This is a genomic window from Phytohabitans kaempferiae (assembly GCF_042433955.1).
GTDB lineage: Bacteria > Actinomycetota > Actinomycetes > Mycobacteriales > Micromonosporaceae > Phytohabitans > Phytohabitans kaempferiae.
In genome coordinates, this window is record NZ_JBHLUH010000058.1 from 43,573 (window position 1) to 58,093 (window position 14,521).

A 14,521-nucleotide genomic window follows, 5' to 3' on the forward strand; every position below is an offset into this window, starting at 1 on the left:
TTAAGGTCCGTTTATGGTCACCGTCCATAGCGTCCCGGGACATGCGTAAGGTTCTTGTCTATCCCCTGGTGGTCGCCGGTACCGCCGCCGCGGGCCTGGTCGCGACCGGCACCGCCGCATCCGCCCACGGGTATGTCTCCGCCCCGCCCAGCCGCCAGGCGCTCTGCGCGTCGCGCGCCGTCCCCGACTGCGGACCGATCCAGTTCGAGCCGCAGAGCGTGGAGGGCCCCAAGGGGCTGCGCAGCTGTGACGGCGGGCTGTCCCAGTTCTCGGTGCTCAGCGACAACAGCCGCGCCTGGCCGGCCCGCTCGGTCGGGTCGTCGGTGACGTTCACGTGGGTCTTCACGGCCCGCCACCGGACCTCCAACTGGGAGTACTTCGTCGGCAACACTCGCGTCGCCACAGTGGACGGCGGCAACCAGCAGCCGGACGCGGTGGTGTCGCATCAGGTCGACCTCTCCCGCTTCCCCGGCCGCCAGACGGTGCTCGCCATCTGGAACATCGGCGACACCCCGATGGCCTTCTACAGCTGCGTCGACCTGAACGTGGGCGGCGGCGGTGGCGGTACCACCCCGACCAACCCGCCGGCCACCGCTCCCCCGTCGACCGCGCCGACGACGGCCCCGCCGCGGACCACCGCGCCACCGCCGCCCGCCAACGGCGGTGGCGGAGGCACCTGGGCCACCGGCACGGCGTACCGGATCGGCGACGAGGTGACCTTCGACGGCAAGCGGTACCGCTGCCGCCAGGCACACACGTCGCTGGCCGGCTGGGAGCCCTCGGTCTTCACGCTCGCGCTCTGGCTGCCGGTCTGACGCCGTGGGACGCATCCGACCCGCTCTGCTGGCCATCGTGGCGGCGCTGCTCGTCGCGGGCTGTGGCACCGCGCCGGAGACGCCTCCGCCGGCTCCGCCCGCCGACGCCGCGCCGGCGGCCGACTCCCTCCCGGCCGCCGACCCGGCACACAACTCGGCGGACGTGATGTTCCTCCAGATGATGATCGCGCACGGCGGGCAGGGGCTGGAGCTCACCGCCCTCGCCGCTGACCGGACGGTCAGCGAGGAGGTGCGGCTGCTGTCCGCCGCGATCGACACCACGCAGCGCGAGGAAATCAAGATCATGGAGTCGTGGCTGACCGGCTGGAACGAAGCCACCGAGACCAGCCAGGACATGTCCGCGCACGCCAACCACGGCGGCCTCCCGGCCACCGGCCCCGAGCAGATCAAGGCGCTGCGGGACACCGCGGACGCCGACTTCGAGGTCACCTTCCTCACGCTGCTCACCGGGCACCAGAACAGCGCCGTCGAGCTGACCAACCTGGCCGACGACGGCGTGAACCCGCAGACCCGCGACCTGGCCGAGCGGATCAAGCAGTCCCGCGCCGACCAGGTGGCGCAGATGCTCCGCATGGTCGGCGGCTAGCGGTCTTCGGCCGCTGATCGCCCGGCCCGGCGAGGCCGGCAGAGGTCGGTGGTCGCCGCGCCAGGGCCGTCGCGCCGCCGGGCCGGTCGAGGCCCGGCGGCTCTGGCCACACACCGGGAGAAGGGGTGGGACGGGACGGCACGCCCGTCCCACCTCTCCGGCGCTTCGCACCGCTGCTCCACAGTGGAAGGAACCGAATGGGCAACACGCAGCAGAGGGTCGCCGTCGTCACCGGCGGCTCGCGGGGCATCGGGCGGCAGGTCGTACGCTGGCTGGCCGTCGAGGGCTTCGCCGTGGTGGTCGGCTACGCCAACGACGCCGACCAGGCCGGACTGGCCGTCAAGGAGATCGTCGAGGCCGGCCGCAGGGCCATCGCGGTACGGGCCGACGTCGCCGACGAGACGGCGGTCGCGGCACTTTTCGACCGCGCCGAGCAGGCGTACGGCGGCGTGGACGTGGTGGTGCACGCGGCCGCCCGTACCAGCCTCGCACCGATCGCCGACCTCGACCTGGCCGAGCTGGACGACCTGCACCGCACCAACGTCCGGGGCACGTTCGTGGTCAACCAGCAGGCCGCCCGCCGGGTCCGGGCCGGCGGGGCGATCGTCAACTTCTCCTCGTCCGACGTGGCCCTCGCCCCGGTGGGGCACGCCGCGTACGCGGCCAGCAAGGCGGCGGTGGAGGCGATCACGCTGATCCTCGCCCGCGAGCTGCGCGGGCGGGACGTCACGGTGAACGCGGTCGCGCCCGGCCCGACCGCCACCGACCTCTTCTTCGACGGCAAGGACGAGGAGACGATCGCCCACCTCGCCGCGCAGCCGCCACTGCAACGGCTCGGCACGCCCGAGGACATCGCCGAGATCGTCACGTTTCTCGCCAGCCCGGCCGCCCGGTGGGTCAACGGGCAGGTACTGCGCGCCAACGGCGGCATCGCCTGAGGCGCCGGCAAATAGTCGCCGTTTCCCTGCAACGCGACCACCGGCCCAATTGTCTAACTGAGGAGTGGCGGGACGATCGGGGGGACGGCGAGGTGGGCCAGTGGTCGAAGAATCGGGGCGGTCGAAGGCGGGGCCGGTGGGCGTCGTGGACGTGGTGCTCGCCGCGCTGGCCATCGCCGCACTCGGGCTCGCCATCGCGGCCGTCGCCTACCTGGCCCGCCATCCGATGGTCGGCGAGGAGCCCACCGAGCCTCCGCGCCCGGTCACCCAGGTGTCGGTCCGCTCCTGAGCCGGGCTGACTCTTCAGGGAGGGCGGTCCGCGAGCGATGGGGAAATCGCGTTGCGCGTGACCGCTCCGGCCGGGCAGACTGCCCCGCTATGAGCGGACACGTCGCGATAGTCACCGGGGCCAACCACGGGATCGGCGCGGCGACCGCCGAGGCGCTGGCCGCCGCCGGCTGCGCGGTGCTCTGCGCGTACTGGCGGGTCCACGATCCCGTGGATCCCGCAGTGCCACAGCGCTACCGGGACAGCCGCGAGCGCGACGCCGACCACGTCGTGGCCGCGATCGAGACCGCGGGCGGCCGGGCCACCGCCGTCGAGGCCGACCTCACCGACCCCGCCGCGCCCGCCCACCTCTTCGACCTCGCCGAGGAGCGGCTCGGCCCGGTCGACGTCCTGGTCAACAACGCCACCGGCTGGATACAGGACACGTTCACACCGGCCGAGACCGACCACCATGGACGCGCACTCGGGCCGGTGACCGCGGCGACCTGGTCACAGCAGTTCACAGTGGACGCGCTGGCGCCCGCACTGCTGATCGCCGAGTTCGCCCGCCGCCACGCCGCCCGCGGCGCCACCTGGGGCCGGATCGTCGGCCTGACCTCCGGCGGCGAGCTGGGCTTCCCCGAGGAGGTCTCGTACGGCGCGGCGAAGGCGGCCCAGACCAACTACACGATGTCGGCGGCGGTCGAGCTGGCACCGCTCGGCATCACCGCAAACATGGTCCATCCCCCGGTCACCGACACCGGCTGGGTCACCGACTCGATCCGGGACGTGGTGGCGGGCAGCCCCCGACTGGTCCACGTCGCCACACCGGCCGAGGTCGCCGAGGTCATCGCCTACCTCGCCTCCGACGCGGCCGCGCTGATCACCGGAAACGTCATCACGCTGCGCTGAACGGTTTCGCGGACCGGTAACGACGATCGCAGAATGTCAATGAAGCCGAATTGAAGGCATCTTCGGCAGCATGGTCGAGTCGTATGCCAACCGTCCGAGCGGCGACCGGCCGGATTACCTGTTCGGCGACTACCAGTTCGACCGGTCCAAGCCTTCGTACTCGAATCCGTGGCCCATGGCCAATCCCGGACGGCGCGTGGCGGACGGCGGTTTGTTGAGGGATCCGAAGCAGGTCAGTTGCTGGTCCGCTCAACTGGCCGGCCTTTCCCGCGAGTGGAGATCGGGACCGGCCGACTATTTCTATTACCTGCTCGCGGCCGGCAGCAGGTCCCCGCTGCTCGGGGCGGTGCCGACCTGTGACGGCCGCCCGGTCACCGGTATCGGCAACGCCAAGGCCGAGAAGATCTGGTATCGGGCGCTCACCGCGCACATGAACGTGAACACCGACTACCGGGCGGCGCGGATCGCCACCTTGCGGGCCGCCGCGGAACTGTACGGCGACCACGGTGTGGAGTACAACACGGTCAACTCGGCCTGGGCCGCGGTTTCGGTCCGTGGCGCCGATCCGTTTCCGGGCGGGAGCGCGCCGCGCCTGACCAATCCCGGCGACCAGTCGACGAGGATGGGCAGCCCGGTCAACCTTCAGATCGAGGCGTCCGACCCGCGTGGCCTGCCGCTGAAGTACACCATCGAAATGCTCGACAGCAACATGGAGGAGGTCGGGCCGCCCGCCGGTCTGTCGATCGACGCCAGCACCGGTCTCATCACCGGCGCCCTGGCGGCGAAGGGCACATACCAGGTAGCGCTCACCGTGACGAACAGCATCGCCGAGGCGACCAACACCTGGTTCCAGTGGACCGTCACCTGATCCACGATCGCCCGTAGCGACGAGCGGGAGGGTTCGGGCCCGTGCCGGCCCTCCCGCCCCGTCCGGCTGTCCGGTCGTTCAGATGTGGATCTCGGCCTCGATCCGCCGCAGCTGGTGACGGGCGAGGCCCAGATTGGCCCGGGTCTTGTTGAGGGCGAGATAGAGGAAGAGCCCGTGGGCCCCTCGGGCGTTCAGCGGGCGGATCAGGTGATACTGCGTGTCCAGGGTGATGAGGATGTCCTCGATGCCGCCGGCGAGGCCGAGCAGCTCCATCGCACGCATCTCGGCTCGCACCACGTCGGTGTTTCCGGCCGCCGCGACCGCCATGTCGAGCTCCGCCGAACCGCCCGCGGCACCGAGGGTCATCCCGCTGGAGTAGTCGACGAGGGCGACACCGACCGCCCCCTCGATGGTCATCGCATCCTTGAGTGTGGTTTCTATCGAGCCCATCGCCAGCCCGCCTCTCCTAACTCCTGCCGGTAAGGGGCGTGACACGGCGAATCGCCCCCGCTCGGCTGGCAGCGTGGCATGGCGTCGCGCCCGCGCAAACCGCGCCGCGCGGCTTCTGGCCGACCGGCCCGGCAGGCAGATCCGAACACCTCCAGAATGCTGCCGTTCTTACTACTTGCTAAGCTTCGCAACTTGTGAAGCTGGCAGTTGTGGCCGCTCGCGGCGCGGCGGCCCAGGCCGGGAGCGGACCCGTAGCGTGTCCCCCTGGAAAGGGGTGGTTCTGTGAGCGCGCCGCTGTACCAGGTCAAGGCCGAGTTCTTCAAAACGCTGGGGCATCCGGCCCGGATCCGGGTCCTGGAGCTGCTGGCGATACGGGAGCACGCCGTCTCCGAGTTGTTGCCCGAGGTGGGCATCGAAGCCGCGCACCTGTCGCAGCAGTTGGCCGTCCTGCGCCGGGCCAACCTGGTGGTGACCCGGCGGGACGGGGCGGCGGTGTACTACTCCCTGGTCAGCCCGCAGGTCGCGGAGCTGCTGGCGGTGGCGCGGCGCATCCTCACCGAGGTCCTGGTCAGCCAGGCGCAGTTGCTGGGCGACCTGCGGGCCGGGGCGGAGCAGCCCGGCTAGAGCCGGTCCGCCGGCGCTCAGCTGGACGCCCGGCCACCGCGCCGGCCGCCGGCTGGCCCACGACCCGGCGGCCTGGGCCGCGCGCGCGAAGGCGGCCGTGGAGCGGGGCACGAGCGCCGGCTCCTGGCCAGAGCGACGACGCCCAACGCGCCGGCTGCCACCGCGGCGGCACCGAGCAGCACCGCCCCCACGGGCAGTTGGCCACCGCCGGCCTCCGGGGCGGCCCCGGCCGACGCGGGTGTGGGCGGAGGCGAGCAGGTGACGGCCGTCGCGGATGCCGCGACCCGTACCTCGGCCTGGCACCGGGCCACGGCGGGGCTGGCCATCTCCGCGGTGACCGTCCACCGGCCCGGCCGAAGCTGGCCGGAGTACGTCAACGTCCCCAGACCGTCGCCGGCCGCGCGCAGCGGTGCCGGGCCGATCCGGTCGCCGGTTGGCGTGGTGGCGGTGACGATCGCGCTGGCCGGGCCGGTCACCGGATGCCCGTCGACCCATCGAGCGGTGATCCAGAGCGAGCCGGCGCCGTCCGAGTGGATCGTCAGGACGGCTCCGGCGTGCGCTTCCGCCGGCCGGCCGCCCAGGACCAGGGCAGCCGCGGCCGCGAGTCCTATGTAGACCAGCCGGCGGAGCGTCGTCGTCATCAGCTGCCGTACGCCTTGACTTCCAGCAGCCCGACCGAGCCGGCGCCGCTTTGCAGCAGTACCCGGAGCCGGGTCGTGCTCACACCGCCGAAGGTGACCCGGTTGTACTGGTTGAGCGCGGTCGGGTAGCCGCTGGCGCCAGGCACGTCGACGTAGGTGCTGCCGTTCCAGTACTGGAGCCGCCACGACGCCGGGACGCGTACACCGCCGTTGTCGTCGAAGAAGTAGACCTCGGCGGAGGTGAGCGCCTGCGCCGACGCCCAGGTCAGCATCGCCCACTGCTGCCCGGTGTTGGGCCAGGTGCCCCAGCGCGGATTGACGGTGTCGTTGGACTGCGTGGGCTCGGCGCCGTCGTTGATGGCGGCGACGCTCTCCCACGACGAGGTGTACGACGCCGACGCGGTCGCCGTCAGCGCCCGGTTCTGGCCGGGCTGCGGCCCCGGACCGGACCCGCTCCCCCTGATGAGGAAGAGGTTGTCGGCGACGTTGAAGTACTGCGCCAGGTACGAACCAGCCGGCGGGTTGGTGTGGTAGTAGTCGTCGTGGTTGCAGTCGAGCCGCTGGTCGTGCGCGCGGTCCGGGCACTTGGTCTGGATGACCACGTTGGGGCCGTCCTTGTAGCACATGACGTCCCACTCGTCGGTGCAGTGCGCCTGGCCCGAGGCGTTGGGGGCGTTGTTGTTGACGGCGCCGAGCGTGTGGCCCAGTTCGTGCGCGGCCACGCCGGCGGTCCAGCAGCCGTTGTCGGCGCGGGCGTACTCGGGGCCGCTGTTGGAGCGGTTGGCGTCGCTCTTGCGAGTGTCGCCGGCGAAGCCGCCGATTCCACAGTAGACATTGGCGTCGACGAACTGGAGGTACTTGCGGTCGGTACGCGCGTAGCCGGCCGCCTTGACCGCGTTGAGCAGCGGTGCCCAGTCGTTGGCGTGCAGCGCCGAGTCGGGGATCTGCACGTCGCGGACGACCGGTCGGCAGGCGCCGTTGACGTTCTCGGTCACGTACCGCACGTGCCGCTCGCCACCGGTCTCCCGGGCGCTCTCGTTGAAGATGACGTCGACGCCCTCGGCGAGCGTGCGGAAGGTCTCCAGGTACTGCGCGTACCGGCTGGTCGAGCCGCGCACGTACAGGACCTCGACCCGGCGGCCGGAGGTACCGTCGCCCTCGCAGACCGCGAGCGCGTTGGTGGTGGCGCCGGCGGGCGCGGCGGCGAACGGCTGGATTCGAGTCTTGACCGACAGCCCGACCGGCACGGCGTCGGGGCCGTGCGTGCACATGGTCGGCGTGACGCCCTTGACCTCGAACAGGCCCGCGCACGGGCCGTCCTTGGCGGACTTCAGGCCCTGGTACACCAGGCCGCGAGCCGGGTCGTCGGCGGGCAGGCCGGCGGTGCCGGCGGTCTCGCCGGCGAAGGCGCTGCCGCCGAGCAGCCCGACCAGGAGAGTGATGGCGGTTGCGCCGGCGGCGAGCACCATCCGTTGCCGGCGTTTGGGACGAGCGAGCATCCGCGGTTTCCCTTCACGAGAAACCCGCGCGCCGCCCGGAGGACGCGGGAGGTGGATTTGGCGACCGTGCGCGCGTGCGCTTCCCGATGCGGAGGGCGGGACAGCCCGCTCCTCTGGAAGTCATCGCGGCGGTCTGTTGAAAACTCCCGCAGAGTATTCAGCGCCTCGCATCGATGTCAAGGATGTCGATGCCGACATCTCTGGATGAAGCACATCCGGGTCACGGCCGGCGACTCGCCTAACCGGTCGGGGGCAGCGGCTGGGCGGGCCAGTCGAGCGCCCGGGCGCCGAGGACGGCCGCCTGGAGCGTGAACCGCTGGTCGGGATCGACCGGCGTGTAGCCGGTCAGCGCCTCGATCCGGGCCAGCCGGTAGGTGACCGTCCGCACGGATATCCGGAGGCGGCGGGCCGTCTCCGTGGCGACGCCGCCGGACGCGAAGTATGCCTCCAGCGTGTCCAGCAGTGGTCCCGCGCCGCCGCGCGCGTGTCGCAACGGGGTGAGCACGGCCGACACGAGGTCGGCGATCGCGGGCTGGTCGCGGAGCAGGACCCGATAGATCAGCAGGTCCTGAGCGTCGACGACGGGCTTGTCGAGGTGAAGGCGGCGGGCCATGGCGAGGGCCTCGCGGGCCTCCTCGTAGGAACGGGCGATGCCGTACAGCCCGGGGTGCGGCCGGCCGACCGCGACCTGCCACGGACGGCCGTGCCGGAGGCGGTCGAGCGCGCCGTGCACCAGCTCGCCGAGGTCGGACCGGGCGACGCCGGCCGGAGCGGCGGTGGCCGCCTCGGCCGGGGCCAGGACGACCAGCAGCCCCTCCTTCGTGGCGACCAGCACGTCACGGTCGCCGAGCCGCTCGAAGACCGTGCTCTCCAGCGCGCCGATGGCCGCGTCGGTGTCGGGCAGCCGCCGGCTCGGCGCGGCCAGGGCGACCTGGTGCACGCGGGCCAGGTCGAGGCCGAACGGCTCGGCCCGCTGCACCAGCCCGCCGAGGTCGGAGTCGCCCCGGAGCAGGTCGTCGACCAGCTCCCGGCGCAAGGTCTCCTCCCGCCGGATCAGGTCGCGGCGGGCGACCGCGTAACCCTCGGCGAGCGTGGCCACCGCGTCGTCGATGACGTGCAGGACGGCCGCTGCCGCCGCCCGGACCTCCCGGTCGCCGGAGCGGGCGACCGCGGGCAGATCCTGCCAGAGCCGACGGGCCGCGGACAGGTACAGCTGGACGACTCGGCCGGCCGAGATGCCCTGCTCCGCGGCCTCGCGCCCAAGCCGCCCCACCGCGTCGAGCTCGGCGCGCCTGGGCCGGCGACCGGTCGCCGCGGCGTCGGCCAGCAGCGGCAGGTAGCCGCCGAGCAGGTGCACCGGCACACCACCGGCGTCGCGGCTGGCTCCCTCGGCGACCCCGTCCAGCCACGCCTGCCGCGGTGCCGTCGCGGGGGGACGGCGTGCCATGCCTCGCTCACCTCCGGACGTCGGCCGACTCTGGCTCGGCCGGCCTTCGTTGCCGGCTACCGGAAGCGTACCGCCGGGCGCGGCTGCCCGGTCCGGACCGGGCTGGCGGGGCCGAAAGACCCGAAGGTTTCCGCGCGGCCGGCGGGGCGGGGCGGGCGCAGGGCTGCCGCCGTACCTTGCCGGCGGTCGGCAACATGGGCCGGCGCACACTTCCGGCCGCCGCCGATGCGGAAAAGCGCCGGACGGCGGAGCCTGGAGGTTCCAGCTTCGGTGGCCGGTCGAAAGGCGGTGACGACGATGCGCGCAGGCTTGTGCTGCCCGGTGGCGGTCGCGGCCGCCGTGAGCGGCCCGTTCGGGCGGTCGTCCCGGCGGCAGGGGCACAGCCTGTCGCGGCGCGGGGCGGCACCGCCGGGCCACTGTCCGGGCCGGCGCTGACCGCCGGCCCCCTGCCCGCCGCCGCACGCCACCACACCTAGCCCACGCCCACCGCCACACCGGCGGTGGGCGCCGCCGCATACCCCGAAGAACCACCGCAAACCCGAGAACGTCGCGTACCCGAGAACGTCGCATACCCGAGAACGTCGCATACCCGAGAACGTCGCATACCCGAGAACGTCGCGTACCCGAGAACGTCGCATACCTGAGAACGGAGTGTCGAGATGACCGTCAACGCCAACAGCCGGATGCCAGACCTGCAGGTGGCGTTGGAGGAGCAGGTCCAGCGCTACACGGAGGAGCTGGCGGCCCTCAGCACGCACGGCGCCTCCCCGGAGAACGCCGGGCTGGACCGGGCGACCGTGACCGCCCGCGCCGACACGACCCGGCAGGCACTCGCCGACGCGGCCCAGGCGCTGAAGCGGATGGCCGACGGCACCTACGGCCGGTGCGAGCGCTGCGACGGGCCGATCCCGGCCGAACGGCTCGAGATCCGGCCGCACGCGCGGTTCTGCGTACCCTGCCAGCAACTCGCCCGCGGCTGAGCCCTCCAGAGGATCTATTCCAAGGCATAGACCTGGGCTACCGCGATGTCCGCCGCGCTCAAGACCGCCGCTCCCGCGGCCGCACCCTCCGCGGTACACAACCAAACCCGCCCTCGCCCCACGATACCGAGAGGGCTACTTCAGGGAAACAGCCCCTTCGCGCCGCCGGCAAAGGGCTGTTTCCCCGAAAGAGCCCTCTCGGTGGCCAAGCGCGGCGAGAAGTTGCCCCTACGGGGGTCACGCGCGGCGAGAACCGGAGCCGGGGCTTGAGACTACGGTGGGCGAGGCTGCGGGAGCGACGGTCTGGACCACGACGAGCGTCGCGGCAGCCCATCTGTCCCTTGGAATGGATCGTGTAGGGCGAGTGGTGTGCCGGCCGGCCCGCACCGGCCGGCACGACACGGGATCAGCTCGCCGAGGAGAGCTCGGTGAGCACGGTGTCCATCCGGGTCACGAGTTCGAGGCCGGTGCCCAGCGACGCGGCGCCGTAGACGATCGGGAAGACCCGGTTGGCCTTGACCGCGCCGAGCTGCTTCCACAAGGGCTTGCCGACGAGCGCCTCGTTGGCCGGGTCGAGGGTCTTGCCGTCCGGGCCGGCGGGCACCAGCAGCACGCCCGCGCTGTCGAGGTCGCCGATCTTCTCCATGGAGACCTCGGCCGTCGGCTCGGCCTGCGACTTGGCCGGCTCGGCGAGCTGCACGCCGCTGTCCAGCAGCACGGTCACGTCGGTCCACTTCGGACCCATGACCCAGAACGTGGTGTCGGAGGCCTGCTGCACGAAGGTGAACGTGTACTTCCCGAGCACGGCCGCGTGCTTCCGCTTCACCTCGGCGGTACGGGTCCGGTAGGTCTCCAGCAGTTGCTCCGCCTCCGCCGTGCGCCCCAGCACCTCGCCGATGCGCGTGGCCACCTCGGGCAGCAGCAGTTGCTGGAACGAGATGACGACCGTCGGCGCGATCTGGCTGAGCTGCTGGTAAAGCGCGTCGGGCGTGTCGATGGTCCGGATGATCAGGTCGGGGCCGGCGGCGGCGATCTTCTCCACGTCCGGTTCGGTCCAGTCGCCGATCAGCGGCACGGAGGCGAGCTTGGGCGCGTACGACGGTCCGGTCGCGTCGTACCCGCCGCCGCTCACGCCGACCGGGACCAGGCCGAGGTCGACCACCGCGAAGGCGCCGTAGTAGTCCGCGGTCACCACCTTGGACGCCTTGCCCGGTACGGTGACCGGACCCTTGTCGGTCCGCACCTCGCGCTCGGTCGGCGCCTGGGACGCGGAGCCGGCCGGTTCGTCGCCGTCGCCGCAGCCGGCCAGGATGACCGCGCCGGCCAGTCCGAGGCCACCGGCGAGCAGCCCGCGCCGGCTGAGCGCCGCGGTGGGGCCGAGGTCGACGCGGGCCGGGCGGTTACGCAAAAGGGTCATTGATCAACCTCTCTCCGCGCCGTGTGGCGCGATAACGAAGCGATATCCGTAGGGGCGGCACCGTTGCCGCGGTGGTGGTGGCGACCTATGGGCACGACCATCGGCGTGCCGGAGACGGGGTCGGGGACGACCTGGTTGGCCAGCCCGAACACCTCGGAGACCAGGGCCGAGCTGATGACGTCGGCGGGGGCTCCCTCGACGACCAGCGCGCCGTCCCTCATGACGATCAGGTGGTCGGCGTAGCGGCTGGCCAGGTTGAGGTCGTGCAGGACGAGCACGATGGTGACGCGGTCCCGGCGGTTCAGGTCGGTGAGCAGGTCGAGGACCTCGACCTGGTGGGTCACGTCGAGGAACGTGGTCGGCTCGTCCAGCAGCAGGATGCCGGTGCGCTGGGCCAGTGCCATCGCGATCCATACCCGCTGCCGCTGCCCGCCGGAGAGCTGGTCCACCGGCCGGTCGGCCAGGGCGAGCGTGTCGGTCGCGAGCAGCGCCGCGGCGACCGCGTCCTCGTCGTCGTCGCTCCACCGGCGGAACCAGCCCTGGTGCGGGTACCGGCCCCGGCCGACGAGGTCGGCGACGGTGATCCCCTCCGGCGCCACCGGCTGCTGCGGCAGGATGCCCAGTCGCGTGGCGACCTCGCGGGTCGAGACGGTCTGGATGCTCACGCCGTCGAGCAGGATCGCTCCCCCGGCCGGGGCGAGCAGCCGGGCAAGCCCGCGCAGCAGAGTGGACTTGCCGCAGGCGTTCGGCCCGACGATCACCGTGATCCGCCCGGCCGGGATGTCGACGGAGAGCGCCCGCACGACGTCCCGCCCGCCGTAGCCGAGCGTGACCTCGCGGGCGCCCAGGCCGCGCCGCTCCTGCCCCGGCTCAGCCACCGCGACCGACCCGGTTCGCCGTGGCCAGCAGCCACAGCAGGTACGGCGCGCCGACGATCCCGGTGACCACGCCGACCGGGAACTGTCCACGGTCGAGCAGGTGCTGGGCGACCAGGTCGGAGGCGACCATCACGATCGCGCCGACGAGGGCGGCCGGCACCAGCGCGGTGCCGTGGTCGCGGACCAGCCGGCGGGCGATCGGTGCGGCGACGAACGCGACGAACGGCACCGGCCCGGCGGCCGCGGTCGCCACGGCGGCCAGCCCGACCGCGGTGAGCAGGATCGTCAGCCGCAGCCGCTCGACCCGTACGCCGAGACCGCCGGCGGTGTCGTCGCCAAGCCGCAGCGCCTCCAGTCCGCGTAACAGGATCAGGGCCAGCGGGACGAGCAGGGCCAGCGCGACGGCCAGCGGCCGTACGTGCGTCCAGGCCCGGGCGTTCAGGCTGCCGGTCAGCCAGATCAGCGCCTGCTGGGCGCTGGTGATGCCGGCTCTGGAGATCAGGTACGACACCAGGCTGGCCAGCGCCGCGCCGACCCCGATCCCGACGAGCACGAGCCGGTAGGCGCTCACCCCGTCGCGCCAGGCCAGCAGGTAGATCAGCGCGGCGGTGCCGAGCGCGCCGGCGAACGCCGCGACCGAGACCGCCGCGCCGACCACGCCGAACACGACGATGCAGACGACCGCGGACGCGCTCGCGCCCATGGTGATGCCGATGATGTCCGGGCTGGCCAGCGGGTTGCGGACCAGGCTCTGGAAGATCGCGCCGGACAGGCCGAAGGCCATGCCGGCCAGGAGCCCGGTCAGCACGCGGGGCAGCCGTACGCCGGTGACGATGAACTCGTCGCGCCGGCTGCCCTCGCCCAGCAGAGTCCGCAGCACGTCGCCGAGCGGGATCGGGAAGCTGCCCACCGACAGGGCCAGGAAGAAGAGCGCCGCCGCCACCGCGCAGAGCCCGAGGGTCACCGCGAGCGCGCGGCGCCGGCCGCGGTGCCGGACGGCGCGGACCGCCCGGCGGGCCTCGGCGAGCCGGTCGGCGGGCGGGGCGAGGGTCGCGCTCACAGCTCGGCCAGGTGGCGTCGGCGGACCAGTACGACGAAGATCGGCGCGCCGATGGCCGCGGTGACGATGCCGACCTGGACCTCGGCGGGGCGGGCCACCACGCGGCCCACGACGTCCGCGACCAGCAGCAGCGTCGGCGCCAGGACCGTCGAGTACGGCAGGATCCACCGGTGGTCGGGGCCGGTGATCATCCGGGCGACGAGCGGGACGGTGAGCCCGATGAAGCCGATGGGACCGGCCAGCGCGGTCGCCGTTCCACACAGGACGACGACCGAGGCGGCGGCCAGGGCGCGGCCGGCGGCGACATGCTGGCCGAGCGCGCGCGCCATGTCGTCGCCGAGGGAGAGCACGTTCAGCAGCCGGCCGCAGGGCAGGGCCAGCAGCACGCCGACCGCGACGAACGGCAACGCCTGGGTCACCAGCGTGCCGTCCCGGCCGGCCAGCGAACCGACCTGCCACAGCCGGAACCGTTCGAACGCGTCGTTGTCGGTCAGCAGCAGCGCGGTGGTGAGCGAGCCGAGCGCGGCACTGACGGCGGCGCCGGAGAGGGCCAGCTTCACCGGGGTCGCGCCGTCCCGGCCCAGCGCCCCGATCGCGTACACCACGACCGAGGTGACCGCCGCGCCGGCGAAGCCGAACCAGACGTACCCGGTGAGCGTGGTGACCCCGAACAGGCTGATGCCGGCCACCACGAACAGCGCCGCGCCCGCGTTGACGCCGACGATGCCCGGGTCGGCCAGCGGGTTTCGGGTCACGCCCTGCATGATCGCCCCGGCGAGCCCGAGCGCCAGCCCGGCGAGCATGCCCACCTCGGTGCGCTGCACCCGCATCGTCCGCACGACGAGATGGTCGGCGTTGGCCGGGTCGTAGTGCAGCAGGCTGTCCAGCACGACGCCCGGTGCGATCGACTTCGCTCCGACGGCGACGCTGGCCAGCGCGGCCACGCCCAACGCCACGAGCGCGAGCACCAGACCGGGAGCCAGCAGCGCGCCGCCGCGACCACGCACGGTGGCGGCACGCCGGGGGCGGTCGCGGTGCATGACGGGTGCGGGCGCCGATCCGGACGCCACTCCGCCACCAGCCAGCCCCACCACCACCCCCGGCCAGGTCAATCGATC

General features: G+C 72.8%; 16 protein-coding genes. 8 read left to right on the plus strand and 8 right to left on the minus strand.

The window, feature by feature from the left end:
- The first annotated feature begins 41 nt into the window (after positions 1-41).
- The 6 genes from ACFFIA_RS26970 to ACFFIA_RS26995 all read left to right on the plus strand — a co-directional run bounded on the left by ACFFIA_RS26970 (position 42) and on the right by ACFFIA_RS26995 (position 4,407).
- On the plus strand, positions 42-815 hold the full coding sequence (locus tag ACFFIA_RS26970; RefSeq protein WP_377255456.1) for a lytic polysaccharide monooxygenase: 774 nt from the start codon (positions 42-44) through the stop codon (positions 813-815).
- 4 nt (positions 816-819) lie between these two features.
- Positions 820-1,422: a DUF305 domain-containing protein gene (locus tag ACFFIA_RS26975; RefSeq protein WP_377255459.1), complete on the plus strand. Its 603-nt coding sequence runs from the start codon at positions 820-822 to the stop codon at positions 1,420-1,422.
- A 197-nt stretch (positions 1,423-1,619) separates the two neighbouring features.
- Positions 1,620-2,360: an SDR family oxidoreductase gene (locus tag ACFFIA_RS26980; RefSeq protein ID WP_377255462.1), complete on the plus strand. Its 741-nt coding sequence runs from the start codon at positions 1,620-1,622 to the stop codon at positions 2,358-2,360.
- 100 nt (positions 2,361-2,460) lie between these two features.
- The gene (locus ACFFIA_RS26985) at positions 2,461-2,649 is read left to right on the plus strand and encodes a hypothetical protein (protein WP_377255465.1); all 189 of its coding nucleotides are present in this window, start codon (positions 2,461-2,463) and stop codon (positions 2,647-2,649) included.
- A gap of 89 nt (positions 2,650-2,738) precedes the next feature.
- Positions 2,739-3,539, plus strand: coding sequence for an SDR family oxidoreductase (locus tag ACFFIA_RS26990; RefSeq protein WP_377255468.1), 801 nt, complete (start codon positions 2,739-2,741; stop codon positions 3,537-3,539).
- 70 nt (positions 3,540-3,609) lie between these two features.
- A complete protein-coding gene (locus tag ACFFIA_RS26995; RefSeq protein WP_377255470.1) occupies positions 3,610-4,407 on the plus strand; it encodes a M4 family metallopeptidase in 798 nt (265 codons plus the stop codon).
- Positions 4,408-4,485: 78 nt separating this feature from the next.
- Here ACFFIA_RS26995 and ACFFIA_RS27000 read toward each other — a convergent pair whose 3' ends face one another.
- Positions 4,486-4,857, minus strand: a complete 372-nt coding sequence (locus ACFFIA_RS27000; RefSeq protein ID WP_377255473.1) for a hypothetical protein — start codon at positions 4,855-4,857, stop codon at positions 4,486-4,488.
- Between the two features lie 282 nt (positions 4,858-5,139).
- Here ACFFIA_RS27000 and ACFFIA_RS27005 point away from each other — a divergent pair, with 282 nt between their 5' ends.
- A complete protein-coding gene (locus tag ACFFIA_RS27005) occupies positions 5,140-5,481 on the plus strand; it encodes an ArsR/SmtB family transcription factor (protein WP_377255475.1) in 342 nt (113 codons plus the stop codon).
- Between the two features lie 17 nt (positions 5,482-5,498).
- Here ACFFIA_RS27005 and ACFFIA_RS27010 read toward each other — a convergent pair whose 3' ends face one another.
- From ACFFIA_RS27010 to ACFFIA_RS27020, 3 genes are all read right to left on the minus strand, one after another.
- Positions 5,499-6,122, minus strand: coding sequence for a hypothetical protein (locus tag ACFFIA_RS27010; RefSeq protein WP_377255478.1), 624 nt, complete (start codon positions 6,120-6,122; stop codon positions 5,499-5,501).
- On the minus strand, positions 6,122-7,621 hold the full coding sequence (locus ACFFIA_RS27015) for a hypothetical protein (RefSeq protein WP_377255480.1): 1,500 nt from the start codon (positions 7,619-7,621) through the stop codon (positions 6,122-6,124). The genes ACFFIA_RS27010 and ACFFIA_RS27015 overlap by 1 nt, the downstream gene beginning before the upstream one ends.
- 238 nt (positions 7,622-7,859) lie before the next feature.
- Positions 7,860-9,068 (minus strand): PucR family transcriptional regulator, encoded by a 1,209-nt coding sequence (locus ACFFIA_RS27020; RefSeq protein ID WP_377255483.1) that lies wholly within the window; start codon positions 9,066-9,068, stop codon positions 7,860-7,862.
- A gap of 659 nt (positions 9,069-9,727) precedes the next feature.
- On the opposite strand from ACFFIA_RS27020, the gene ACFFIA_RS27025 reads away from it, so the two are divergent.
- On the plus strand, positions 9,728-10,048 hold the full coding sequence (locus ACFFIA_RS27025) for a TraR/DksA family transcriptional regulator (protein ID WP_377255486.1): 321 nt from the start codon (positions 9,728-9,730) through the stop codon (positions 10,046-10,048).
- Positions 10,049-10,454: 406 nt separating this feature from the next.
- On the opposite strand, the gene ACFFIA_RS27030 is transcribed toward ACFFIA_RS27025, so the two are convergent.
- The 4 genes from ACFFIA_RS27030 to ACFFIA_RS27045 are packed head-to-tail and all read right to left on the minus strand — an operon-like array spanning position 10,455 to position 14,443.
- Positions 10,455-11,465: an ABC transporter substrate-binding protein gene (locus tag ACFFIA_RS27030; protein ID WP_377255489.1), complete on the minus strand. Its 1,011-nt coding sequence runs from the start codon at positions 11,463-11,465 to the stop codon at positions 10,455-10,457.
- Positions 11,462-12,343: an ABC transporter ATP-binding protein gene (locus ACFFIA_RS27035; RefSeq protein ID WP_377255492.1), complete on the minus strand. Its 882-nt coding sequence runs from the start codon at positions 12,341-12,343 to the stop codon at positions 11,462-11,464. Before ACFFIA_RS27035 ends, ACFFIA_RS27030 begins: the two co-directional genes overlap by 4 nt.
- Positions 12,336-13,403, minus strand: coding sequence for a FecCD family ABC transporter permease (locus tag ACFFIA_RS27040; protein ID WP_377255495.1), 1,068 nt, complete (start codon positions 13,401-13,403; stop codon positions 12,336-12,338). Before ACFFIA_RS27040 ends, ACFFIA_RS27035 begins: the two co-directional genes overlap by 8 nt.
- On the minus strand, positions 13,400-14,443 hold the full coding sequence (locus ACFFIA_RS27045) for a FecCD family ABC transporter permease (RefSeq protein WP_377255563.1): 1,044 nt from the start codon (positions 14,441-14,443) through the stop codon (positions 13,400-13,402). Before ACFFIA_RS27045 ends, ACFFIA_RS27040 begins: the two co-directional genes overlap by 4 nt.
- Positions 14,444-14,521 lie beyond the last annotated feature (78 nt).